The organism is Pseudoalteromonas sp. SG44-17 (assembly GCF_014164235.1).
GTDB classification, from domain to species: domain Bacteria; phylum Pseudomonadota; class Gammaproteobacteria; order Enterobacterales; family Alteromonadaceae; genus Pseudoalteromonas; species Pseudoalteromonas rhizosphaerae.
On the sequence record NZ_JACJEV010000022.1, the window covers coordinates 18,681 to 42,950 of the forward strand.

Consider the following 24,270-nt stretch of genomic DNA (forward strand, 5'->3'; position numbering starts at 1 on the left):
ACATGATATTTATTAATGCTCGGAATTCTCTGCATTTATACGGCTTAAAATTCCATCTAACTCTTCTAAGTTAGTATACGAAATAACTAAGTTTCCTTTGCCTTTTTTGTTGTAGTTAATCTCAACTTTTGCACCCAAGTTTTCGGCTAATTGTTGTTCTAACTGCTTGACATCTGGATCTTTTTCGAAAGTTTCTTTTTTAGGGGCAGGTTCAATAATTGAACGAACTAATTTTTCTGTTTCGCGTACAGTTAAAGCCTTTGCTACAGCCAGTCGAGCAGCATCAGATTGTGCTTCACCTTCAAGGGCTAATAAACAACGCGCATGACCCATTTCAATATCGCCATGTTCCAACAATATTTTAACATCATCATTAAGGTTATTTAGTCGTAATAAATTAGTTACCGTCGTGCGTGATTTGCCTACGGCATCTGCCACTTGTTGGTGAGTTAATTCAAACTCAGTTAACAAACGGTGCAATGCAACCGCTTCTTCCATGGCATTTAGATCTTCGCGTTGAATATTTTCAATCAATGCGATGGCCACCGCAGCTTCATCAGGCACATCTTTAATGATACATGGTACTACGTCTAGCTTAGCTATTTGTGCAGCACGCCAGCGACGTTCACCAGCAATAATCTCATAACTGTTTTCTGCTACTGGACGAACTACAATTGGCTGAATAATCCCTTGCGATCGAATTGAGCTTGCTAGCTCTTCAAGCGCTTCTTCGGACATGTCTTTACGTGGCTGATATTTACCTGAGTGTAAAAACTCAATCGGTAGCTTTTGCAATTCACTACTGGTTGGCTGAATAATTACATCCTGCTCACTCACGTTGGGTTGTTCAGTGCGGGCACTCGGTGCTGGTTTTGACGAGCTTAATAAAGCATCGAGTCCTCGGCCTAAACCGCGTTTTTTAGCAGACATGTTCTTTTTACCTCAAGTTAGGCGACGATTGGGGATATTTTTTCTTTTCTGCGTAACATTTCACCGGCAAGTGCTAAATACGCTTTAGCGCCACTTGATGCCCGGTCATAATACATTGCGGGTGCACCAAAACTCGGCGCTTCAGCTAAACGTACATTACGTGGGATCACGGTGCGGTATACTTTATCGCCAAAATGTTGTTTAAGCTGCTCAGATACATCATTGGCCAAACGATTACGCGGATCGTACATAGTACGTAAAATCCCTTCAATCTGTAGTTTTGGATTAACTAACTTGGCTAATTGCGTAATTGTGTCCATTAATGCGGTTAAGCCTTCAAGCGCATAATATTCACATTGCATAGGCACTAAAATTGAATCCGCGGCCGCCATTGCATTCACCGTAAGCATGTTCAGTGATGGTGGGCAGTCGATAAAAATAAATTCATATTGATCAGATATTTTTTCAAGGGCATTGCGTAGTCGTACTTCTCGAGCATAAAGCTCCATCAGTTTAACTTCGGCGGCGGTAACATCACCATTGGCAGCAATTAAATGATATTCACCAGAGGTTTCTTTAGTAACAACTTCTTCAATTGGTTTATCTTCGATTAATAAATCATAAATTGTTGCCACATCGCCGTATTTGTCTACGCCGCTCCCCATGGTTGCATTGCCTTGCGGATCGAGATCAATAAGCAACACTTTACGTTTAGTTGCAGCCATTGATGCCGCGAGATTAACTGCTGTGGTGGTTTTACCCACACCACCTTTTTGGTTTGCTATTGCGATGACTTTTGCCACAGTATCTCTGATCCCTAGTCTTTAGAAAGAATAATTAAATGTCTTTGCGCATCTAATTTTGGTACTTCCAAGGTGATTTTTTGCTCGAACTTAACACCTGCTGGTAAAGATTCTAGCTCTTCACTTGGAAATACGCCTTTTAAGGCAATAAACTTACCTGAATGATCAATCAAGTGCGAACACCAGTCAACCATATCTTGTAAAGATGCAAAAGCACGACTCAATACACCATCTAATTTAACACTTGGTTGATAATCTTCAACTCTAGACTGCACTGGGGTTACATTTTTCAGACCTAGCTCATGTTTTACCTGCATTAAAAAACGCACGCGTTTACCTAAACTATCTAATAAAATAAATTGTGTATCAGGTAATGCAATAGCTAATACGATACCCGGAAGGCCAGGACCCGTACCAACATCAATATAATGATGACCGGGTAGGTGAGGTGCAACAACTAAGCTATCCATAATATGCTTAATCATCATATCCTCAGGTAAACGCACTGAGGTTAAATTATAAGCTTTGTTCCATTTGTTGAGTAACTCAACATATTGAACCAATTGTTGCTGTTGTTTTTCAGTTAGCGCAATATCAGTTTGCGCTAACAAAGTAGTTAATTGTTGCTGTAACACAGTATTCCTTAATGACTACGCAATTTTACGTAGTAAGCCTTGCTTCTTCAGATAAACTAATAATAGCGAAATAGCAGCAGGCGTGATACCTGAAATACGTGATGCTTGACCGATTGTATCAGGACGCGCCTCAGTTAATTTAGCAACCACTTCATTTGATAGACCCGATACGATCGAGTAATCATAATCTTTAGGCAAAATAGTTAACTCATGACGAAGTTGCTTATTGATCTCTTCTTGCTGACGAGCAATATAACCTGCGTACTTAGTGTGGATCTCAACTTGCTCTAACGCTGTTGCATGATCAAACTCAGATCCTAATCCTTCGATCGCCATTAGATCGTTATAACGGATCTCAGGGCGACGTAATAATTCTTCTAAACTTGCCTCTCGGGTTAATGGTGTTTTAAGTAAGCCATTAACTTGATCAATTACAGCGTGATCTTTATGGATCCAAGTTTCTTTGATCCGTTGAGATTCTTTTGCAATGATATCCATTTTTTCATTAAATGCTTGCCAGCGTTCATCGTTAACTAAACCAAGTTCACGACCTTTTGCTGTTAAACGAATATCAGCATTGTCTTCACGTAGTAACAAACGGTATTCAGCACGACTAGTAAACATACGGTACGGTTCTTTGGTACCTAGTGTAGTTAAATCGTCGATTAATACACCGACATAAGCTTCATCACGGCGTGGTGTCCAAGGCTCTTTACCTTGCACTTGCAATGCTGCATTCATACCGGCAATTAAGCCTTGTGCACCGGCTTCTTCATAGCCTGTAGTGCCATTGATCTGTCCAGCAAAGAACAAACCATCAATAAATTTGGTCTCTAATGATTTCTTTAAATCGCGTGGATCAAAAAAGTCGTACTCGATAGCATAGCCTGGACGGCAAATATGTGCATTTTCAAAGCCAGTGATTGATTGCACAATCTCTAATTGCACATCAAATGGCAAACTAGTTGAAATACCATTTGGATAAAGCTCATAAGATGTTAGGCCTTCAGGCTCAACAAAAATTTGATGTTTGTCTTTATCTGCAAAACGAACAATTTTATCTTCAATAGAAGGACAGTAACGTGGACCAATCCCTTCAATAACACCTGAGTACATAGGTGAACGATGTAAATTATTGCGGATCACATCATGAGTTTTTTCATTGGTGTATGTGATGAAGCAAGAAATTTGTTGTGGATGATCTAATTGCTTACCCATAAATGAAAACACCGGTGTTATAGCATCACCAGGTTGTTGTTCCATTTTACTAAAATCAACTGTACGGGCATCAATACGTGGTGGCGTTCCAGTTTTTAAGCGATCAACACGAAATGGTAATTCACGTAAACGATTTGCTAATGCAATTGAAGGTGGATCACCAGCGCGACCACCTTTGAAGTTTTCTAAGCCAATGTGAATTTGGCCACCAAGGAAAGTGCCTACGGTTAATACCACTGAAGGTGCGCTAAAACGCAGTCCCATTTGAGTAACAACACCGGTTACTTTATTATTTTCAACAATCAGATCATCACATGATTGCTGAAAGATCTTCAGGTTATCTTGGTGTTGTAAAATATCTTGAATAGCAGCTTTATATAAAGCGCGATCTGCTTGTGCACGAGTAGCTCTTACTGCAGGTCCCTTTGAAGAATTTAAAGTACGGAATTGAATACCGCCTTTATCAATTGCTTGGGCCATTGCACCACCTAGTGCATCAATTTCTTTAACCAAATGACCTTTGCCAATACCACCAATTGCTGGGTTACATGACATCTGACCAAGGGTATCCATATTGTGAGTCAGCAGTAGGGTATTCATACCCATACGTGCAGCAGCTAACGCAGCTTCTGTACCTGCATGTCCACCACCAACAACAATAACATCAAAATTTTCGTGAAAAATCATTTCGGGATCCTACTTAATCAACCAGCAAACTTTCAAGGGGGAGCGTATTCTACCTATAAATTTACAGAAGATAAATGATTAAACTGTGGCCAAGATCTAAGTAAATGATCTCTAATAATATAAAGGATCTTTTAAAGAGATCTTTTATTACTGTTACTACTACTGAGCATGATTTCTGTTGATAAGGTTTAGTTTACTTATTAAAACATAAAGTTAGATCGGATCTAAAGGTGTTAATATGATCGGATCTAACTGATTATAAGCTCTGATCAAAAAGGCTCTTTATGCACAGGGGGTATTGGATCAGATCTTATCCAATGGATAACATAGTCTTAAAACGCAGTTAGATCATAGCTTATCCACAATCTGATCTAAATACTCAGTAAATTGTGGGTAACTTTAAATTTGGATCTAAACTGTGATCTTAATTAAATACGGTTTATTTGCTCGATCCAGCTTGGTAACCAAGCTAATGCGGTGTCTTCTGGTAGTTCTTCATCAAGAATATTCAACTCTAAGCGCTCTGCTATACAGTGCGCGCCTTTACTTACTAAAAGTTGTTCCAGATTACGGCCAGCGAGGTTATAGGTATCATAACTGGTGTCACCTAAACCAATAACACTAAACTTTAATCCTTTTAAATCATTAACTTGATTAATATCTTCAACAAAGGATAAAAGGTTCTCAGGGTAATCACCAGCACCATAAGTAGAAGTACACAATAACCAGATAGTATTTTCTTGGTTTATCTGTGAAAAGTTAGGTTGATCATGAACTTCTGTAGTGATCCCTTGAGTAACTAACTGCTCTGCTAGTTGCTCACCTACATACTCAGCAGATCCCATTTGGCTGCCTATAATGATATTAACGGAGTTCATAATTCTATTTGATCACACAACTGCTTACTTATAGGCTTATGATAACTGAGTTTACTCAGCAGTAAAGCCTTGAATGAAAGTTTGTATAAGTATTTAAGGTACAATTTTTGATTGTTTTTATTTTTAATTCGTAATTGTTTGATATATATAAATAAAATAAAGTATTCCAATATGTAATCTTCTGATCAAGCTGTTGATAAAAAGTGGGAAAGCTGGGTAGTAAAAACATAAGATCTTATTTTTATTTTACTAAGCTATTGATTTTACGTTTTATGAGTGGTGAATTTTCGTTTCATTAAGAGTTTTAAAACGAGTGATCAGAATGTGGATAGATCGCCTGTTGATAACGATCGTTTTGGCTATAAATTAATTTATGAAATGCCAAAAAATATTTCAAGTAGGGTGCTAAATAAGTAATTAATGGCAATTAAAGTTGATTTAGTGGGTTTATTGCTCGATTTATACTGTTTGAGCTAATAAATTGAGTACTTTTTATATGCCTCTAAGTTAAAAATGATCAAAAAAGCCCAAATTGTGGATAACAATTTGAGCTTGTGCTGATCAATTTCTAAATTAGTTGCTATTTTTATCACTAATTATGATTTTAATTTTGTATAAATAGCTTTTAAAACTCCGATTAGAATAAATGATCGCTACTTTTTGTGCTATTAAAAGTACTGCTAGCGGTAAAAATATAGGCTTTTGTGGCATCAAATAGTGCATTACCAAGCGTATATCTTTGCACGCCATGTGCAAATAATGAGCTGCTATTACTACTATTATCGCAAAGGAAATCACTTTTTAATGGCTGTGCCATCACGTTAAGTGGCACCTTAAGTGTCGTTGTTATTTGCTTTATTGCTGTTAAATCGGATAATCCAGGGATAAAAATACCATCAACGCCAGCGTCTTGATAAGCCAAAGATCGAGTTATTACATGTTCAAGAGAAGCCATATTTTGGCTGTAGCAATCAGTTCTAGCATTGATAAATAGCTGTGAAAAACCATACTTTTTAAGTGTATTTTTAATCGCTTTAAGGATTTCTACTTGGTGTTCTAGGGAGCGTAACTGAGCTGTTTTTTTATCTGAATCCTCAATATTAATACCGACAGCACCTAATTTGGCTACGGCCAAAACATGCTGACAAATAGTGTTTACGTCATTACTGTAACCTGATTCAATATCCACAGAAACAGCAATATTAACAGCATCGATTATTGGTTTTAGCTGACTTATAAACTCCTCAAATGAGCATTGTTCGCCATCTTCTTGACCTCGAGATTGTGCCATCCCCCAACTTGTTGTGGCGATAGCAGCAAAACCAGTATCAGCTAATATGCGAGCGCTTAATGGATCCCACGCATTTGGTAATAAAAATAATTGATCTTGTTTATGTAATTGATGAAAGGTTTGGTATTTATTCATAATGATCTCAAAAGTGAATTTCATTATGACTATAAAAAGATTACGGTGACTACGCTGGCCAAATTCGGCACTGAACGTAAATTTTAAGCTCGTTGTAAAAACCTAAAAGGCAGTGATAGCGACGGATAATTTAGAGCGGTTGGTCAAGTCTGGTTATTAAATAACGACTTTTATTTTTTATTGAATACAGCTAATACCAATCGTGTAAAGTTACTGACAATTTATAGCGACAGATAAATACAGTGATAACAAGGCGTAAATTTTGACATGTAGTTGTTCTAATTGAAAAAATTATAACGCAGTTAGCGCTTTATGTAGTTCGCTAGAATGGTTAAATATTTAAGTCGATTGGTATAATAATATACTGGTTTTTGAAGGGGACTAAGAGTGCTTATATAAGCACCCTTAGTTTTTAATTATTTACCGATACAAAACGAGCTGAAAATTTTGCCAAGTAGATCGTCAGAGGTAAATTCACCGGTGATCTCGTTTAAGTAGTTTTGTGTTAAACGTAGTTCTTCAGCTAGGATCTCACCGGCAATATGCATCTCTAATTGGTCTTTGCCAGTTTGTAAATGATGAGCTGCGCTATCGAGTGCATCCAAGTGACGACGACGGGCCATAAAGCCGCCTTCGGTAGCTCCCTGAAAACCTATACATGCCTTTAAGTGAGTACGAACTAACTCTATACCATCAGCATTTTTAGCACTTAAGCTGATCACTGGATATTGCTGGTTTTCGCTCATACCGACTTCGTCACCCGATAAATCGGCTTTATTTCGGATCACGGTTACGCCCATACCGGCAGGTAGTTTTGCCATAAACTCTGGCCAAATAGCATGTGGGTCAGTGTCTTTGGTATCAGTGCCATCAAGCATAAACAACACGCGGTCGGCTTGTTTTATTTCATCCCATGCGCGTTCAATGCCTATTTGCTCAACGCGGTCTGGGCTTTCGCGCAGGCCTGCAGTATCTATAATATGTAGCGGCATGCCATCAATGTGAATGTGTTCTCGTAGTACGTCACGGGTGGTGCCGGCAATTTCAGTAACAATAGCGGCTTCACGCCCTGCAAGTGCATTTAGTAAACTAGATTTGCCTGCGTTAGGGCGCCCAGCAATCACCACGCGCATACCTTCACGCATAATGCTGCCTTGTTTTGCTTGATTGGTCACATTGCTTAGCTGAGTGATAATGGCATTTAGATCACTAGAGACTTTACCGTCAGATAAAAAGTCTATTTCCTCATCGGGAAAATCAATGGCCGCTTCAACGTACATACGCAAGTGAATGACTTTTTCAACTAAGGTATCAATGTGCTTAGAGAACTCGCCCTGGAGTGATTGTAAGGCGCTTTTGGCTGCTTGTTCTGAAGTGGCATTAATTAAGTCAGCAATTGCTTCTGCTTGGGTTAAGTCCATTTTGTCGTTCATAAAGGCGCGCTCAGAAAACTCGCCTGGCTTTGCTAATCGCACACCTTCAATTTGGCTAATTTCTTTAAGTAGCATATCCAGTACTACAGGACCTCCATGGCCTTGTAGTTCAAGTACATCTTCGCCAGTGAAAGAGTTTGGCCCGGCAAAATAAATAGCAATACCTTGATCAAGTTGCTCGCCAGCAAGACTGTTAAATGGCACGTAATCGGCGTAACGCACCTTAGGGCAACGACCAATAATCTGTTCGGCGACGGTTTTTACTAAACTGCCAGAAACGCGAATAATACCAACGCCACCACGACCAGGTGCGGTTGCTTGTGCTGCAATTGTGTCTTGATTGATCATGCTAATAGTTTGCCAACTTAAAGAGTAATGGTATGGGCGTATTGTAACCTATGCAGTTATGACTGGCGAATAGCGGGCAATAAAAAAGGCGACCAATGGTCGCCTTAATTTAAGTAACTGAGCAAATTAGCCCCTGACTTTTATTCCTTGCTTTTCCATACCGCGATAGATGATCAGCATCTGTGCGATAGAGATAAGGTTTGATACTAACCAGTAAAGTACTAGACCAGATGGGAACCAAAGGAAGAACACTGAGAAGATAACCGGCATAAAGGTCATCATCTTTTGTTGCATCGGATCAGTTACCGTCATTGGTTGTAGCTTCTGAGTAATAAACATACTGGCACCAAATAAGATTGGTAGTACGTAGTATGGGTCTTTCGCAGATAAGTCAGTTAACCAAAAAATAAATTCAGCATGACGCAGTTCTGTTGATTCTAAGAATACATAAAATAGCGCTAAGAAAATTGGCATTTGCAGCAAAATAGGGAAACAGCCACCCATAGGGTTTACTTTCTCTTTGCGGTACATTTCCATGGTTGCTTGGCCGAATTTTTGACGGTCATCACCAAACTTTTCTTTTAATGCAGCCATTTTAGGCTGTAGGGCACGCATCTTCGCCATTGACGTATATTGCGCTTTGGTAAGTGGGTACATTGCTGATTTAACAATCACAGTAATGGCGATAATTGCCACACCCCAGTTACCTAGTATGCTATGTAGCCATTTTAATAGTATAAATAACGGCTGTGAGATAAACCATAACCAACCGTAATCGACAGTTAAATCTAAGTTCGGATGAATAGCTTCAAGTATATCCGACTCTTTAGGGCCCATATAGTAAGTTGCACCAAGAGTTGCTTGTTGGTTCGCTTGTACATTTATCGGCTCACCTTTAGCACCAATAATTGCTGCGTTGCCTTTAGCAATTAAGCTGTAAAGGGTATTTTGCTGTTCTTGCGAAGGAACCCACGCACTTACAAAGTAGTGCTGAATAAAAGCAATATAACCACCTTGCGTATTAATGCTAAGGTTTTTGTCGGCCATATCAGAAAAGCTATATTTCTCGTACTTTTCCTCAGCAGAACCATAGGCAGCACCTAAGTAGTTTTGGTCAACTAAGCTGCCTTTATCTTGTACTGTGCGTTTTACTTGCGTATACAGCTGTACTTGAATTGGCTCTGCGGTGGTGTTATTTACTGAGTATTCTAAAGCAACATCGTATTGACCTTTTTTGAATACATACGTTTTAGTAAAACTAACACCTTTGCTATCAGTAAATGTAAGTGGTACGCGAAGTTCGTCACCTGTTAAAGCAAATGTTTTTTGCTCAGAGTGATAAACCGGGCGACCTTCTGCAGATGCATCTGGGCCATTTAAGCCTATTAAACCACTTTGAGAGAAATATTGTTTACCATCAAACTCACCAAGTAACATATAAGGCGTTTCGCTGCCTTTTGTTTCTTCGTATTGCAGTAAGTCAGCTTCAACAATATCACCACCACGGGTGTCAATTTTAACTTTGAATACGTCAGTCGTAATTTCAATAACTGAACGTTTCGCGGTTGTTGCTGCAGTAGGTAATTCACCATCGGTTGATGATGGAACATAATCATCAGAGTCAGGGGAATTAGTTTGTAGTGTTTGTGTGTTGGCACTAGGATCGACTTTTGGTGCGTTGTAGTCTTTATTCCACTCTTGGAACAATAAAAACGATACAAGCATCAGGCCGATGAATAAAAACGTGCGTTGCGATTCCATAACAGCTCTTATTTCTCGTGTTGGTGGTTAATATGGGTTAATTTTTCAGGTACGGGATCATCCCCACCTGAATGTAAAGGATGACATTTTAATATGCGTTTAACCGCTAACCAACTCCCTTTTACAGATCCATGCAAATTAATTGCTTGAATAGCATAACTAGAGCAGGTTGGATTAAAGCGACAATGCGGACCTAACAGCGGACTAATCCACTTTTGATAACCACGAATTAATAACACTAAACAGCGCTTAGGAAAAGCAACAAGTGGTTTTAGTAACCTCATGATGTTCAAGCCTCTGCGTAATATTTAGTGAATGGATACCATGAATTTAAACGCCCAAAATGGAATTTTAAATGCATGATTAAAAGGTGAGCTAAAGATACCTTAATTAACCATGTAATTCTATTGCTATTGGCTCTGTTTATTGGATTTAGCCGATTTGTTGGGGCGTTTTTTAAACGGCGGTGGTTTTGGTGCACCAGGTTTACAGCGTTCGTTAATCTTGCGCCATAATTTAGTGAGTTGTTTAGTTAGCTCTTCATTTGACTGTTCATCAATACCACTTTTAACCATCAGCACAATATCGACATTATCAATAGTGTGTTGGTTTAAACGAAAACTTTCGCGAGCAAGACGTTTAATACGGTTTCGTTGGCAAGCTTTTTTAACCCGTTTTTTAGCGACAGTGAGTCCTAAGCGAGGTTTTGCTTGGTCATTGGGTTTTGCTAATAAGGTAAAGAAAGGAGTTGCGGCCCGAGCGGGTTCATTAAAGATGCGAGAGTAATGCGAGGGAGTTAACAGACGTAACTCCCTGCCAAAGTTAAAGTCTTCCACTTATATATTAAGCAGAAAGAACTTTGCGGCCTTTAGCGCGGCGACGAGCTAATACTTTACGGCCATTTACAGTTGCCATGCGAGCACGGAAACCGTGTGCACGTTTGCGTTTTAAAACGCTAGGTTGAAAAGTTCTTTTCATAACAATTCCATCCGATCGGTTAAAGGTTAAAACATCCTATGCAGGTCGCGATCCTGGCACAGGTGCCATTGCGAGCGCGAGATATTATCGATGAAGTGCCTTAAAGTCAACCATAATCGCATTTATAATAGAGGGGCGATAATAGATCTGTTGGCAGGATCTGCTAGGATCCTTATATTAAAGAAGTTTTCCACAGGCTCTGTATAAAAAGTGCATAAAAGCTTGGGGTAAGTAAAATAGATCACATAATTTGATCGCGATCCAAGCCCTTTTTTGCTATGATCATACTTTGAAGTTAAAAATAATTGCTATTAAAAATCAACGTCTTGCTTGTTTTTTTTAGCCAGATCATATTTTTCAAAAAAATCAATCTTGTACTTGTGGATAAAGTGCATTCATAATACTCGGTCTTGGGTTAATAAATTGCCTAAATAATAGTAATAAATGTATGATTTCCGGACACTAAAGATGACCGGGAATAAATACTAAGTCTTTGGGAGTTTAACTGTGTATCTGTCGGTTTGGCAAAGTTGTTTATATGTATTGCAAGATGAACTGCCTTCGCAGCAGTTCAGTATGTGGGTAAGACCACTACAAGCAGAAAGTACCGAAGATACCCTGACGATTTATGCACCTAATCGCTTTGTGCTTGATTGGGTAAGAGAAAAGTACTTAAACCGAATTAATGAATTACTTGTTGAGATTTGTAAGGATGAGGCGCCAGAGTTACGCTTTGATGTAGGTAGCAAGCCAATCCACAATGCGCAAGTGATCGCGCCTGCAACAACTGGCTCTGCGACCCCGATGAATCAGCCTGCAGCAAAGCAGCAACCAAAAGCAGCTAAAGCTGTGGTTGAGCCTGCACCTAAGTCTGGTTATAAATCAAACATAAAAGAAAACTACACCTTTGATAGTTTTGTTGAAGGTAAATCTAACCAGTTAGCAAAAGCTGCTGCGACGCAAGTTGCGGATAATCCTGGTGCTGCCTTTAACCCGGTATTTATATATGGTGGAACGGGTTTAGGTAAAACGCATTTATTACATGCGGTTGGCAATGGTATTATGGCAAATAAGCCAGATGCAAAAATTGTTTATATGCACTCAGAACGCTTTGTGCAAGATATGGTTAAAGCCCTGCAAAATAATGCTATTGAAGAATTTAAGCGTTATTACCGCAGTGTTGATGCTTTAATGATCGATGATATTCAATTTTTTGCTAACAAAGAACGCTCTCAAGAAGAATTCTTTCATACTTTCAATGCATTACTTGAAGGTAACCAACAAATTATTTTAACCTCAGATCGTTATCCAAAAGAGATTGAAGGGGTTGAAGATCGCCTTAAATCACGTTTTGGTTGGGGTTTAACCATCGCGATTGAGCCGCCAGAGCTTGAAACGCGAGTGGCTATTTTGATGAAAAAAGCCCAGCAGAGTAAAATAAATTTACCTCACGAAGTGGCCTTTTTTATCGCTAAAAAATTACGTTCAAATGTGCGTGAGTTAGAGGGCGCGCTTAATCGTGTGATTGCTAATGCAAACTTTACTGGTCGACCAATTTCGATCGACTTTGTAAAAGAAGCATTACGTGACTTGCTCGCTTTGCAGGACAAACTGGTCACGATAGACAATATTCAACGTACGGTTGCTGAATATTATCGTATTCGTGTCTCAGACCTGCTATCTAAGCGCCGCAGCCGCTCTATCGCAAGACCTCGTCAAGTTGCTATGGCACTGTCTAAAGAACTTACCAATCACAGCTTACCTGAGATTGGTGATGCCTTTGGTGGCCGCGACCATACTACAGTATTGCATGCGTGCAGAAAGATTAAATCACTACGTGATGAAAGCCACGAAGTGAAAGAAGATTACCAAAACCTAATAAGAACATTGTCATCTTAGGGCTGACTTTATTATGCAAATAACTATATCAAGAGAACAATTTTTAAAACCTTTGGTGCAAGTATCCGGCGCAATTGAACGCAAGCATACCTTGCCAATTTTATCTAACGTTTTGTTAGAGGTTGAAAATGGCGAGCTTTCAATGACAGGTACAGACCTTGAGATTGAACTTGTTGCAAAGGTTTTTGTTGGCGATGATACCGCTGATACTAAATTGACTTTGCCAGCTAAAAAATTACTCGATATTTGTAAAAGTCTGCCAGACGGTTCAGATTTAACGTTGAGCAGTCAAGATCACCAACTATTACTGACCAGTGGAAAAAGTCGCTTTTCATTAACTACACTCGCTGCGGAAGACTTTCCTAATCTTGAGCAGTGGGACGGTGAAGTTGAATTTCAACTAACGCGCTTAGAACTGCGAAAGTTACTTGAAAGCACTCACTTTTCGATGGCCAATCAAGACGTACGCTATTACTTAAATGGTATGTCGTTTGAAGTAGATAATACTGATATAAAAACAGTGGCTACTGATGGTCACCGTTTAGCAATTGCGCAAAAACAATTAACGCAATCGTTAAACACTCAACGTCAGCTAATAATTCCGCGTAAAGGCGTACAAGAAATTATGCGGCTAATGGTTGCTGATGATGAGTTGGTGACAATTCAATTTGGTGCAAATCATATTCGTATTTTAGATACAGAGTTTACTTTTACTAGTAAATTAGTTGATGGGCGTTTTCCTGATTACCGCCGAGTATTGCCACGTGGTGGTGATAAAGTGATTACCGCAAATCGTGAATGGTTACGCAGTGCGTTTCAACGGGTATCTATTTTATCGAACGAGAAGTTTAGAGGTGTACGGTTAAACTTATCGAACGGACTATTAAAAATTACCGCCAACAACCCAGAGCAAGAGCAAGCTGAGGAAGTGGTTGAAGTGAGCTATCAAGGTGATGACTTAGAAATTGGCTTTAACGTATCGTATGTTTTAGATGTATTAAATACATTAAAAACAGAAGACGTTTTATTTACGCTTGCTGATTCAAATAGTAGTGCATTGATAGAAGGTGCTGGCGATGAAGAAGCCATGTACGTTGTTATGCCAATGCGCTTATAAGGCACTATGAGTTTAAGTCATTTGAGCCTCAATAATTTTCGGAATATTGAGGCACTCACTGTAGAGCCAGTGAATGGTATTAACATAATTTATGGTGAAAATGGCAGTGGCAAAACCAGCCTTCTTGAGGCTATTTATTACCTTTCTCATGGCAAGTCTTTCCGCACCCCAAAACACAAAAGTATCATTACGCACCATAAAGAAAAATTCACCATTCATGGTCGTAAATCACTTTATAACTTATCAATTCCAATCGGTATTAGTAAGACTTTAAGTGGTGAGACCGAATTAAAAATACAGGGTAAGTCTAGTCGTCGAGTGTCTGAACTTGCCCAGTTAATGCCAGTACAAGTGATCACCCCTGAAAGCTATTCGTTGTTTTTTGGAGGTCCAAAAGAACGCCGAAAATTTTTAGATTTAGGATTGTTCCACGTGGAACAAGACTTTTTTTATTTGTGGCAATCTTTCAATAAAGTATTAAAGCAACGTAATGCATTATTGAAAAGTAAGCCTAAGAATTATTTTGATCAAATCAAGTTTTGGGATAAAGAATTTGTTAGACTGGCAGACCAAATAAATAATTTACGAATTGCGTATATAAGTAGGTTTAAGCAGCAATTTTTTGATAAAATGTGTGCAGAATTAACGCTTATACGCGATTTAGAAATAAGTTTTTATGCTGGTTGGAAAGAAAATGAATCTCTAGCCGACGCTCTCGAACAAAGCTTTGAGCGTGATAGTCGCCAAGGTTTTACAAATAAAGGGCCGCATAAAGCTGATTTCAGTTTTAGTGTCGCTGGCAATAGTGTGGAAAACACCTTTTCACGCGGTCAATTGAAACTATTGCTTTATGCGTTAAAAGTAACGCAAAATAGTTTGATTGAGTCAGAGACAGAAAAGCAATCAATATTGCTAATAGATGATCTACCTTCAGAGTTAGGGGAAGATACGAAAGAGAAAGTAGGACAGTTATTGTCGCACTGTAGCTCTCAAATATTTATCTCTACAATTCAATCTGAAAGTATTTCTGCTGTGGTGGAACCCATGCAACGAGAACTACAAATGTTCCACGTGAAACATGGCAACCTAATAACAAGATAAGTGGGATTAACCATGTCTGAGAATTACGATTCGTCGAGTATTAAAGTACTAAAAGGATTAGACGCAGTAAGAAAGCGTCCTGGAATGTATATAGGGGACACCGATGATGGCACAGGCTTACACCACATGGTGTTTGAAGTCGTTGATAACTCTATCGATGAAGCCTTAGCAGGTCATTGTGATGACATCTTTGTCTCAATTCATTTAGATGGTTCAGTCTCTGTTCGAGATAACGGCCGTGGTATTCCAACTTCAATTCATGAAGAAGAAGGCGTGTCAGCTGCTGAAGTAATTATGACAGTACTACATGCTGGTGGTAAGTTTGATGATAACTCATATAAAGTATCAGGCGGCTTACACGGTGTTGGTGTTTCAGTAGTAAATGCGCTTTCAGAAAAATTAAAGCTAACAGTTCGTCGTGAAGGCAAGTTACATGAGCAATTTTACACTATGGGTGTTCCTGATGCGCCACTAGCTGTAATTGGCGAATCAGAAACCACAGGTACTGAACTTCGTTTTTGGCCAAGTGGTGAGACTTTCACAAATTTAGATTTCCATTACGATATTTTAGCTAAGCGCTTACGCGAGTTATCATTCCTGAATTCAGGTGTGAGTATTATTTTAAATGATGAACGCGAAGAAAATAAAACAGACCACTTTAAATATGAAGGGGGTATTCGTGCCTTCGTTGAGTATTTAAACCGTAACAAGACACCTATTCATAAAGGTGTATTCCACTTTACTCATGAACGTGAAGAAGATGGTATTAGCGTTGAAGTATCAATGCAGTGGAATGATGCTTACCAAGAAAACATTTACTGTTTTACAAACAACATTCCACAACGTGATGGTGGTACTCACTTAGCCGGTTTTAGATCTGCGCTAACTCGTACACTTAACAACTATATGGAAAAAGAAGGCTTTAACAAAAAAGCTAAAACAACCAGTAATGCAACAGGCGATGATGCCCGTGAAGGCTTAACTGCAGTTGTTAGTGTTAAAGTTCCTGATCCTAAGTTCTCATCACAAACCAAAGATAAGCTAGTTTCAAGCGAAGTTAAATCAGCTGTAGAACAGGCAATGGCTGAGAAATTCACTGAATTCTTATTAGAAAATCCAGTAGACGCAAAAATAGTTGTTGGTAAAATCATTGATGCTTCTCGTGCTCGTGAAGCGGCGCGTAAAGCCCGTGAAATGACTCGTCGTAAAGGCGCAATGGACTTAGCAGGTTTACCTGGTAAGTTAGCGGATTGCCAAGAAAAAGATCCAGCCCTGTCTGAACTATATATAGTGGAAGGGGACTCTGCTGGCGGATCAGCCAAGCAGGGTCGTAACCGTAAGAATCAAGCGATTCTTCCGCTTAAAGGTAAAATACTAAACGTAGAGAAAGCGCGTTTTGATAAGATGTTATCTTCACAAGAAGTTGCCACGTTAATTACAGCCCTTGGTTGTGGTATTGGCCGCGATGAGTATAACCCTGAAAAATTACGCTATCACCGCATCATTATCATGACCGATGCTGACGTCGATGGTTCGCACATTCGTACGTTACTGTTGACCTTTTTCTACCGTCAAATGCCAGAAATCGTTGAACGTGGTTATATCTATATTGCTCAACCACCACTTTATAAAGTGAAAAAAGGTAAACAAGAGCGCTATATTAAAGATGATCCAGCACTTGTCGAATACCTAACTTCATTAGCATTAAATGGTGCCGCACTTTATACCGGTGCTGATGCATCTGCACTTGAAGGTGAAGCTTTAGAGGCTATCGTTCATGATTATCAAAACACCGTTAAAGTTATTGAGCGCTTAAAACGTAAATACCCGAATACGGTTATGGAACGTTTGATCTATCAAACAGAGCTAAACGAAACTGATTTAGCCGATGAAGCTAAAGTCATCGAGTGGACCAAAACGTTAGTCGATGACTTAGTCGCACGTGATGAAGATGCAACTATCTTCGCTGCTGCAACAGAGCATGATACTGAGCGTAACTTATATTACCCAGTTATCAATATTCGCCAACACGGTGTTGATAAGGCACACGTACTGAGCCATGATTTTATCTCTTCACGTGATTATAAACGCATCGCAGTAACTGGTACTAACATTGCCAATATCTTAAGTGAAGGTGCTTATATTCAACGTGGAGAGAAAACACTAGCTGTTGATAACTTTGTGGATGCATTGGAATGGTTGATCGCAGAATCTAAGCGTGGGCTATATATCCAGCGCTATAAAGGACTAGGTGAGATGAATCCAAGTCAGCTGTGGGAAACTACCATGGATCCTTCAGCGCGTCGCATGTTACAAGTAACCATTGAAGATGCTGTTGGTGCAGACCAATTATTCGCTACCTTGATGGGTGACCAAGTTGAGCCGCGTCGTGAGTTCATAGAAACGAATGCACTACGTGTAGTTAACTTAGACGTATAATTAAATTATAGTAATTACAAAAAAGGAGCCTTAGGCTCCTTTTTTATTTTCTCAATTGCACAAACTGCTTAAAACATGACTACGCACAAGGTATACTGAAGGTAATTTTCACGCTACATCACAGCAGATACTAAAAGCCAAATATGCAAAAATATGACGTTAAAACCTTTCAAGGTTTGATCCTGGCTTTACAGGATTACTGGGCACAGCAAGGCTGTGTCATTATTCAGCCACTTGATATGGAAGTTGGTGCAGGCACATTTCATCCGCAAACATTTTTAAAGTCTATTGGTCCTGAACCAATGTCGAGCGCGTATGTGCAACCATGTCGTCGTCCTACCGATGGCCGTTATGGTGAGAATCCAAATCGCCTGCAACATTACTACCAGTTCCAAGTCGTATTAAAACCATCACCAGATAACATCCAGGAGCTATATTTAGGCTCATTAGCGGCTGTTGGCATTGATACCCTTACTGACGAAGTACGCTTCGTTGAAGACAACTGGGAATCACCTACGCTAGGCGCATGGGGTCTTGGTTGGGAGATCTGGTTAAACGGTATGGAAGTAACCCAGTTTACCTACTTCCAACAAGTAGGGGGCTTAGAGTGCTCTCCTGTTACTGGTGAGATCACTTATGGTCTTGAGCGTTTAGCTATGTACATTCAAGGCGTAGATAGCATCTACGATCTAGTATGGGCTGATGGCCCAATGGGCCGTGTTACTTACGGTGATGTATTCCATCAGAACGAAGTTGAGCAATCAACTTATAACTTTGAGCATGCAAATGTTGACGATTTATTTGCCCAGTTTGATAAATGCGAAGCTGAGAGCCAAAAGCTAATTGAAGCAAGCTTACCATTACCTGCTTATGAGCAAGTAATGAAAGCATCACACGCATTTAACTTATTGGATGCACGTCACGCTATTTCGGTAACAGAGCGCCAGCGTTATATCTTGCGCGTTCGTGCATTATCTAAAGCGTGTGCACAAAGTTATTATGACAAACGCGAAGCGCTTGGTTTCCCGTTGTGTAAGGATAAGTAAGCATGTCAGTACAAAATTTATTAGTAGAAATTGGCACCGAAGAGTTGCCACCAAAATCATTGCGTAAACTTGCCGAAGCATTTGCTGCAAATCTGACTGCAGAGCTTGAGAGTCTAGAGCTTAATCACCAAGGCGTAAGCTGGTATGCATCTCCTCGTCGCTTAGGTTTACAAGTAACAGCACTTGAAGCTCAGCAACAAGACAAAGAAGTAGAAAAACGTGGTCCAGCAACGAAGGCTGCATTTGATGCCGATGGCAAGCCGACCAAAGCTGCAATGGGTTGGGCTCGTGGTTGTGGTATTGAAGTAAGTGAAGCGCAAACACTCGAGACCGATAAAGGTGCATGGTTGTTACACATTGCTAAAGTAGCAGGCAAAGAAACCACAGCCTTGATGGCTGATGCGGTAACTAAAGCGTTAGCTAAACTTCCTATTCCTAAACCAATGCGTTGGGGGGCGAATAAAACACAATTTATTCGTCCTGTTCATACCGCAACTATTTTGTTTGGCGATCAGCTAATTGAAGGCGAAGTCCTTGGTAAAGCAGTGGGTAACCAACTGCAAGGCCATCGTTTTCATCATCCAGAAAAAATCACAATCAAACACGCTGATGATGTTTTTGAGGTGCTTAAGTCTGCACATGTTGTTGCTGATTACCAGCAGCGTAAAGCACAAATTCGTAGCCAAATCGAAGCTGCAGCAACAGCCGTTAATGCAGTAGTAGCTATGGATGAAGATTTACTTGAAGAAGTAACTTCATTGGTTGAATGGCCAGTAACTCTTACTGCAACATTTGAAGAAGCGTTTTTAGATGTACCAGCCGAAGCGCTGATCTACACTATGAAAGACGATCAAAAATACTTCCCATTACTTGATCAAGACGGCAAGCTACTTAATAAGTTTTTGTTTGTTTCAAACATCGAAAGTAAAAACCCAAGCGTAGTTATTGCTGGTAACGAGAAAGTAGTGCGCCCGCGTTTAGCTGATGCGCAGTTCTTCTTTGAAACAGATAAAAAGAAAACTCTTGAAAGCCGTTTAGAATCACTTAATAGCGTATTGTTCCAACAGCAATTGGGTACGCTTAAAGATAAGTCAGAGCGTATTAGTGAACTTGCTGGTTACATTGCTGAGCAATTAGGTGCCGATAAAACACTTGCTAAGCGTGCTGGTTTATTAAGTAAAACCGATCTAATGACCGAAATGGTGATGGAGTTTACTGACGTACAAGGTGTGATGGGGATGCACTATGCACGCCATGACGGTGAAGCCGAAGATGTTGCCATTGCCCAAAACGAGCAATACATGCCGCGTTTTGCCGGTGATAATTTACCTACAAACTTAATTAGCTGCGCGGTAGCGATTGCCGATAAGTTCGATACACTGGTAGGTATTTTTGGTATTGGCCAAGCACCAAAAGGTGATAAAGATCCGTTTGCGCTTCGTCGTGCAGCCATTGGTGCGCTGCGTATCATGGTAGAAAAAGAACTACCACTTGATCTTTTAGATCTAGTCGCAAAATCACAAACCCTGTTTGGCGACAAGCTAACTAACTTAAATGTATCAGCCGATGTGTTTGAATTTATGCTAGGGCGTTTTCGTGCATGGTATCAAGATGAAGGTATTGAAGTAGACGTTATTCAAGCTGTACTAGTACGTCGCCCAACTAAGCCTGTTGATTTTGACCGTCGTGTTAAAGCGGTAAGTCACTTCCGTACATTAGACGCCGCAGAAGCGCTTGCAGCAGCTAATAAACGGGTAAGTAATATTCTGGCTAAAAATGACATTACAACGCAAGGCACTGTTGATGAGAGCTTATTAAGCGATGATGCCGAAAAGGCATTAGCGGCACAAGTTGCTAAGTTTGCCACTGAATTAGCGCCGTTATACGCGGCTGGCGACTATCAAGAAGCGCTTGCCCAACTTGCGGGTATTCGTGAAAGTGTTGATAACTTCTTCGACAACGTGATGGTAATGGCAGACGATGAAGCCGTTAAGCAAAACCGTTTAGCATTACTAAGTCAACTGAGTGGTCTATTTTTAGATATTGCTGATATTTCTGTATTACAGAAATAAATTCAGCTTCGCTTAAAAAGCCAGCAGCTATGCTGGCTTTTTAGTATTAGAGGGAATACCTATGAAACGTATATTAACAGTGGCTCTAGTTGCTTTACTGAGTGCTTGTTCGAGCCAAATACAAATGCCAGATCTTAGCGATGTACTGCCAGGCCAAGAACTTGACCGTACAATGTACCTACGCGGCGACTTCAATTTATGGGATGCAGAAACGCAATATGAATTTACTCAAGTCGCGCCTGCGCTTTATCAAGCACAAGTAAAGTTTTCAACACCGGGTAAAGTGTATGAGTTTAAAATAGCTGATATGGAGTGGAGCGCAGGTTATAACTGTGGGTTCAGTGAACAAGATCCAACCGGTCAATCTCTGACGTTAGGGCAAAGCGTTGTTGCCGATTGTGACACTACTTATAATTATTTTAGCTTCACTCCTGCAATTAAAGGCAGCTACATCGTTAGCATCGATTATCATAATAACGATCAGCCAAAAGTAACAATAACTAAAAAATAGAGCTACAGGGTAAATATTGCCATTATAATGTCTGATTATATTTACAGAAGTAATAACACCCTGTTAAAATTGGTACAGATTTTTTGTAATAATCGAAGTCAATTATTTTTGAGTACTATATCAAAAATAATTTAAAACCTCTAAAGCGCCAAATATAATCATAATATACTTGGATCGTTAATATGAATAAAAAAAATTAAAATAGGATTACAGATGTTAAAAACTACAGTAACAGCAGTTGTTTTAGCGGGGGCTTTTATAGCCGCTCCATTACAGGCTAAAGAGGGTCTTAACCCTTGGCAGGATTGTGGTATCGGCGCAATGGTATTTCCAGAGAATGGAACCGCAGCAGCAATTTCAAATATTATTTGGGATTTAGGTACTACAGCAGTATCTTCAAATATATCATCTGTTGGTAGCTGTGAAGGCGCAGGTGCAAAAACAGCTCTATTTATTCAACAAACATTCCCTGTACTTGAGCAAGAAATTGCTGAAGGTGAAGGTGAGTATGTTACTGCAATGCTAAATGTACGTGGTTGTGACGCTAGTTCTCATGGTCAAATTGTAAATGCTATCCGTAACGATTTTGCGACTAAACCTGCTCAAAATCCTCAAGCATTATATGCAATTGTTGAAAGCAAAGTGACTACACAGTTTGCAGCTACTTGCCCAGTTATTTAACTGTTAATAGAGTAGGTGTCAGCACCTACTCATACTTATGACTACAATCAAATATTTACCAGCACTAGCACTGTTTGCTACGTTTTCATCTTATTCATCTAGCTCACTTTCCGAGCATCCAACCTGGTTGAAATTAGGGCATTATAAAAACGCATCATCTCCTCAAAGTTATATTGAGAGTGATTCATTTTTTATCTCAAAAAATGGCAAAAATAACCCTTCATCCGAGTTAAAAGCAACGATTGATGCATTTAATAAAGACGCACAAATGCAATGCAAGTATCCTGCTAGATATCAGTGGTTACTATCACAAGGGCTTGAATTCTCAGAGCCAAAGGTTGAATGCACCGAACTTATAGAGTGGAGAGATAAACAACCGATTCACTCTGTAAGTTTAGTCTTTGCTTCAGGGTATATGAGTAATCCGGCTTCGCTTTATGGCCATATGCTTTTAAAGCTAAATAGATCAACGCCAGAGCACAATAAGTTACTAGATTACAGCTTAAATTATGGGGCACTAGTTCCTGATAATGAAAACGGTTTGGTCTATATTACGAAAGGGTTATTTGGCGGTTACGAGGCTGGTTTTTCTGATCAACTATTTTACCGTCATCAACATAACTATGGTGAAATAGAGCTGAGAGATATATGGGAATATAAGCTTAACTTTAGCCAAGAAGACGTCCTCTTTTTAACTAATCATTTATGGGAAATTATGGGGGCTAAGTATTCTTACTATTTTGCGGATGAAAACTGTGCATTTCATATCGCAAGGGTTGTTGAATTAATTATAGGGGAGCAGTTAACGAATGAGCTTTCGCCTTGGGTTATTCCTGCGACTATTTTTTCTCGCTTAAATAGTGCTCAATATAATAACGAAAAGCTAGTAAAGCAGATTGAGTTTACTCCTTCAAGAAGTAGTGTTTTTCATCAATATGAAAACAATCTTTCAGTAAAAGACTCTAAGCTGGCTTTAGCTATTTATCATTCGCAAAATATACTTTTTGAGCCGACATTTACAAATCTAGATGTGGTAACTAAAAAACGAATTATTGAAACTCTTTTTGAGTTTGTTCAGTTGCAGCAAATAAAAAAATATGATGTTGAACACATTGAAAAGTTAAAAAAAGCTCTTATTAAAGCTCGTTTAGTCCTACCTCCAGGTAAAGAAACCTCTTTTATTAATTATGATAAATATGCACCGCATTCAGCTCAGAAACCCTCAAATATATCTATTTCTTCGACTGTGTATAAAAATGAACAAAGCCTAAATTTAGGTTTCAGATTGAGTTATTTTGATTCATTAGCTTCTGATATTGCCAGAGTTCCTTACTCTAATTTAGAGATGTTGGATGTTGAGGTTGCTTTATTTGATTCGCAGTTATATCTAGAAAAATTACATCTTTTAGATCTAGAATCATTTAACCCAGCCTATAGTCAGTGGCCAAATGAAGGCGGTTGGGCATGGCAGATAAATGTAGGTTATGAAAGAAATCGCAGTCAGTGCTTTAGTTGCTCAAGTACATTTGCCATGGCAGGAGTTGGAAAGTCATGGTTATTAAATGCTAATCAGTCGCTAGTGTACGGTATGATTAATGGTTATGCTGGTGAATTACAAAGCACCCAACAATGGCTGGATACTTCAATAGAGCTAGGATTTTTAACGACTGTAACTTCTAATTTAAAACTAAGAACATCAATTGAGAAGTTTTATCACCAACAGTTAAGCGGTATTGCAACGAACATCGAGCTATCAGTGCCTATCAATCAAGATTTCGACATACGATTTGGTTATAAACATGCAACAGAGTTTCAGTGGCAGTTGAAATTAAACTTTTACTGGGATTAATGAATGTTTTAATTAGGGTTAATTATTGATTTATAGCCCTTTTTTAACTAAATATCGATACGGTATGGCATCTACTTCTTTTTTTAACAGTGTATGATCCATAAACATACAAAAGCTGGGGATATCACGGGTGGTTGATGGATCGTCGGCAATAATTAATAAAGTTTCGCCATTTTCCATTTTACGTACCGCGCTTCTGATCATCATTACAGGCTCCGGACAGCGTAGGCCAATGGCATCTAATTGGTGATCGGGATTCTCAAAACTCATTGCATAACCTTTACTGTTTATTTAGCGCTTAACGATTAATTTAAGGCTGCTAGTTTAACGACCTCAGCCTGATAAATAAAGTCACTTCACTTGTGCTTATAAAGCGACATAACTTAGCTGCAAAAAATTAATTATAAAAAAGCCGCGTTGATTTAATCAACGCGGCTTTTTATCACCAAGGTATTACT

Annotated in this window: 21 protein-coding genes; 9 read left to right on the forward strand and 12 right to left on the reverse strand. The window is 39.3% G+C overall.

Translation table 11 applies throughout. The annotated features are described in order from the left end of the window. Positions 1–12: 12 nt before the first annotated feature. The 11 genes from H5182_RS15130 to rpmH form a co-directional block, all read right to left on the reverse strand. On the reverse strand, positions 13–930 hold the full coding sequence (locus tag H5182_RS15130) for a ParB/RepB/Spo0J family partition protein (protein ID WP_182731923.1): 918 nt from the start codon (positions 928–930) through the stop codon (positions 13–15). Positions 931–947: 17 nt separating this feature from the next. Beyond that, positions 948–1,733, reverse strand: coding sequence for a ParA family protein (locus tag H5182_RS15135; RefSeq protein ID WP_145241697.1), 786 nt, complete (start codon positions 1,731–1,733; stop codon positions 948–950). A 14-nt stretch (positions 1,734–1,747) separates the two neighbouring features. After that, positions 1,748–2,368, reverse strand: coding sequence for a 16S rRNA (guanine(527)-N(7))-methyltransferase RsmG (gene rsmG / locus H5182_RS15140; RefSeq protein ID WP_182718517.1), 621 nt, complete (start codon positions 2,366–2,368; stop codon positions 1,748–1,750). A 15-nt stretch (positions 2,369–2,383) separates the two neighbouring features. Beyond that, positions 2,384–4,273, reverse strand: coding sequence for a tRNA uridine-5-carboxymethylaminomethyl(34) synthesis enzyme MnmG (gene mnmG, locus H5182_RS15145; RefSeq protein WP_145241701.1), 1,890 nt, complete (start codon positions 4,271–4,273; stop codon positions 2,384–2,386). Positions 4,274–4,701: 428 nt separating this feature from the next. After that, positions 4,702–5,151 carry a flavodoxin domain-containing protein gene (locus H5182_RS15150; protein ID WP_145241703.1) on the reverse strand — a complete coding sequence of 150 codons (450 nt, stop codon included), beginning with the start codon at positions 5,149–5,151 and terminating at the stop codon, positions 4,702–4,704. 637 nt (positions 5,152–5,788) lie between these two features. Further along, on the reverse strand, positions 5,789–6,577 hold the full coding sequence (locus H5182_RS15155) for an isocitrate lyase/phosphoenolpyruvate mutase family protein (RefSeq protein ID WP_182759106.1): 789 nt from the start codon (positions 6,575–6,577) through the stop codon (positions 5,789–5,791). Between the two features lie 416 nt (positions 6,578–6,993). Next, positions 6,994–8,358 carry a tRNA uridine-5-carboxymethylaminomethyl(34) synthesis GTPase MnmE gene (mnmE, locus tag H5182_RS15160; protein ID WP_182760256.1) on the reverse strand — a complete coding sequence of 455 codons (1,365 nt, stop codon included), beginning with the start codon at positions 8,356–8,358 and terminating at the stop codon, positions 6,994–6,996. A 126-nt stretch (positions 8,359–8,484) separates the two neighbouring features. Beyond that, positions 8,485–10,119 (reverse strand): membrane protein insertase YidC, encoded by a 1,635-nt coding sequence (gene yidC / locus H5182_RS15165; protein WP_145241709.1) that lies wholly within the window; start codon positions 10,117–10,119, stop codon positions 8,485–8,487. A gap of 8 nt (positions 10,120–10,127) precedes the next feature. Continuing rightward, positions 10,128–10,403 (reverse strand): membrane protein insertion efficiency factor YidD, encoded by a 276-nt coding sequence (gene yidD, locus H5182_RS15170; RefSeq protein WP_064668255.1) that lies wholly within the window; start codon positions 10,401–10,403, stop codon positions 10,128–10,130. Between the two features lie 126 nt (positions 10,404–10,529). Continuing rightward, positions 10,530–10,955 (reverse strand): ribonuclease P protein component, encoded by a 426-nt coding sequence (rnpA, locus tag H5182_RS15175; protein ID WP_145241711.1) that lies wholly within the window; start codon positions 10,953–10,955, stop codon positions 10,530–10,532. Between the two features lie 7 nt (positions 10,956–10,962). Next, positions 10,963–11,097 (reverse strand): 50S ribosomal protein L34, encoded by a 135-nt coding sequence (gene rpmH / locus H5182_RS15180; RefSeq protein WP_004335215.1) that lies wholly within the window; start codon positions 11,095–11,097, stop codon positions 10,963–10,965. A 507-nt stretch (positions 11,098–11,604) separates the two neighbouring features. Here rpmH and dnaA point away from each other — a divergent pair. From dnaA to H5182_RS15225, 9 genes are all read left to right on the forward strand, one after another. After that, positions 11,605–12,996 (forward strand): chromosomal replication initiator protein DnaA, encoded by a 1,392-nt coding sequence (gene dnaA, locus H5182_RS15185; protein ID WP_145241713.1) that lies wholly within the window; start codon positions 11,605–11,607, stop codon positions 12,994–12,996. A 13-nt stretch (positions 12,997–13,009) separates the two neighbouring features. Next, on the forward strand, positions 13,010–14,113 hold the full coding sequence (gene dnaN, locus H5182_RS15190) for a DNA polymerase III subunit beta (protein WP_145241715.1): 1,104 nt from the start codon (positions 13,010–13,012) through the stop codon (positions 14,111–14,113). Positions 14,114–14,119: 6 nt separating this feature from the next. Next, positions 14,120–15,214, forward strand: a complete 1,095-nt coding sequence (gene recF / locus H5182_RS15195; protein ID WP_145241717.1) for a DNA replication/repair protein RecF — start codon at positions 14,120–14,122, stop codon at positions 15,212–15,214. Positions 15,215–15,226: 12 nt separating this feature from the next. Next, positions 15,227–17,653, forward strand: a complete 2,427-nt coding sequence (gene gyrB / locus H5182_RS15200; RefSeq protein WP_145241719.1) for a DNA topoisomerase (ATP-hydrolyzing) subunit B — start codon at positions 15,227–15,229, stop codon at positions 17,651–17,653. A gap of 143 nt (positions 17,654–17,796) precedes the next feature. Then, positions 17,797–18,699, forward strand: a complete 903-nt coding sequence (glyQ, locus tag H5182_RS15205; RefSeq protein ID WP_145241722.1) for a glycine--tRNA ligase subunit alpha — start codon at positions 17,797–17,799, stop codon at positions 18,697–18,699. A 2-nt stretch (positions 18,700–18,701) separates the two neighbouring features. Then, positions 18,702–20,771: a glycine--tRNA ligase subunit beta gene (gene glyS, locus H5182_RS15210; RefSeq protein WP_182760257.1), complete on the forward strand. Its 2,070-nt coding sequence runs from the start codon at positions 18,702–18,704 to the stop codon at positions 20,769–20,771. Positions 20,772–20,832: 61 nt separating this feature from the next. Then, complete coding sequence (locus tag H5182_RS15215; protein ID WP_182735381.1) at positions 20,833–21,282, forward strand: hypothetical protein; 450 nt, start codon at positions 20,833–20,835, stop codon at positions 21,280–21,282. 213 nt (positions 21,283–21,495) lie between these two features. Next, entirely contained in the window at positions 21,496–21,963 is a 468-nt protein-coding gene (locus H5182_RS15220; RefSeq protein ID WP_182731929.1) for a DUF3015 family protein, read from the forward strand. Positions 21,964–22,000: 37 nt separating this feature from the next. Beyond that, positions 22,001–23,812 carry a DUF4105 domain-containing protein gene (locus H5182_RS15225; RefSeq protein WP_182731930.1) on the forward strand — a complete coding sequence of 604 codons (1,812 nt, stop codon included), beginning with the start codon at positions 22,001–22,003 and terminating at the stop codon, positions 23,810–23,812. 30 nt (positions 23,813–23,842) lie between these two features. On the opposite strand, the gene tusA is transcribed toward H5182_RS15225, so the two are convergent. Then, positions 23,843–24,082 (reverse strand): sulfurtransferase TusA, encoded by a 240-nt coding sequence (gene tusA / locus H5182_RS15230; protein ID WP_182735380.1) that lies wholly within the window; start codon positions 24,080–24,082, stop codon positions 23,843–23,845. Positions 24,083–24,270: the final 188 nt, after the last annotated feature.

What these genes read in the sequence shown, in the direction of transcription:
- H5182_RS15155 (WP_182759106.1), bottom strand. Translation starts at nt 6,577, where the DNA reads ATGAATAAATACCAAACCTTTCATCAATTACATAAACAAGATCAATTA.
- H5182_RS15220 (WP_182731929.1), top strand. Translation starts at nt 21,496, where the DNA reads ATGTTAAAAACTACAGTAACAGCAGTTGTTTTAGCGGGGGCTTTTATA.
- mnmG (WP_145241701.1), bottom strand. Translation starts at nt 4,273, where the DNA reads ATGATTTTTCACGAAAATTTTGATGTTATTGTTGTTGGTGGTGGACAT.
- yidD (WP_064668255.1), bottom strand. Translation starts at nt 10,403, where the DNA reads ATGAGGTTACTAAAACCACTTGTTGCTTTTCCTAAGCGCTGTTTAGTG.
- glyQ (WP_145241722.1), top strand. Translation starts at nt 17,797, where the DNA reads ATGCAAAAATATGACGTTAAAACCTTTCAAGGTTTGATCCTGGCTTTA.
- H5182_RS15225 (WP_182731930.1), top strand. Translation starts at nt 22,001, where the DNA reads ATGACTACAATCAAATATTTACCAGCACTAGCACTGTTTGCTACGTTT.
- dnaN (WP_145241715.1), top strand. Translation starts at nt 13,010, where the DNA reads ATGCAAATAACTATATCAAGAGAACAATTTTTAAAACCTTTGGTGCAA.
- H5182_RS15215 (WP_182735381.1), top strand. Translation starts at nt 20,833, where the DNA reads ATGAAACGTATATTAACAGTGGCTCTAGTTGCTTTACTGAGTGCTTGT.
- glyS (WP_182760257.1), top strand. Translation starts at nt 18,702, where the DNA reads ATGTCAGTACAAAATTTATTAGTAGAAATTGGCACCGAAGAGTTGCCA.
- yidC (WP_145241709.1), bottom strand. Translation starts at nt 10,119, where the DNA reads ATGGAATCGCAACGCACGTTTTTATTCATCGGCCTGATGCTTGTATCG.
- tusA (WP_182735380.1), bottom strand. Translation starts at nt 24,082, where the DNA reads ATGAGTTTTGAGAATCCCGATCACCAATTAGATGCCATTGGCCTACGC.
- H5182_RS15150 (WP_145241703.1), bottom strand. Translation starts at nt 5,151, where the DNA reads ATGAACTCCGTTAATATCATTATAGGCAGCCAAATGGGATCTGCTGAG.
- gyrB (WP_145241719.1), top strand. Translation starts at nt 15,227, where the DNA reads ATGTCTGAGAATTACGATTCGTCGAGTATTAAAGTACTAAAAGGATTA.
- rpmH (WP_004335215.1), bottom strand. Translation starts at nt 11,097, where the DNA reads ATGAAAAGAACTTTTCAACCTAGCGTTTTAAAACGCAAACGTGCACAC.
- H5182_RS15130 (WP_182731923.1), bottom strand. Translation starts at nt 930, where the DNA reads ATGTCTGCTAAAAAACGCGGTTTAGGCCGAGGACTCGATGCTTTATTA.
- recF (WP_145241717.1), top strand. Translation starts at nt 14,120, where the DNA reads ATGAGTTTAAGTCATTTGAGCCTCAATAATTTTCGGAATATTGAGGCA.
- mnmE (WP_182760256.1), bottom strand. Translation starts at nt 8,358, where the DNA reads ATGATCAATCAAGACACAATTGCAGCACAAGCAACCGCACCTGGTCGT.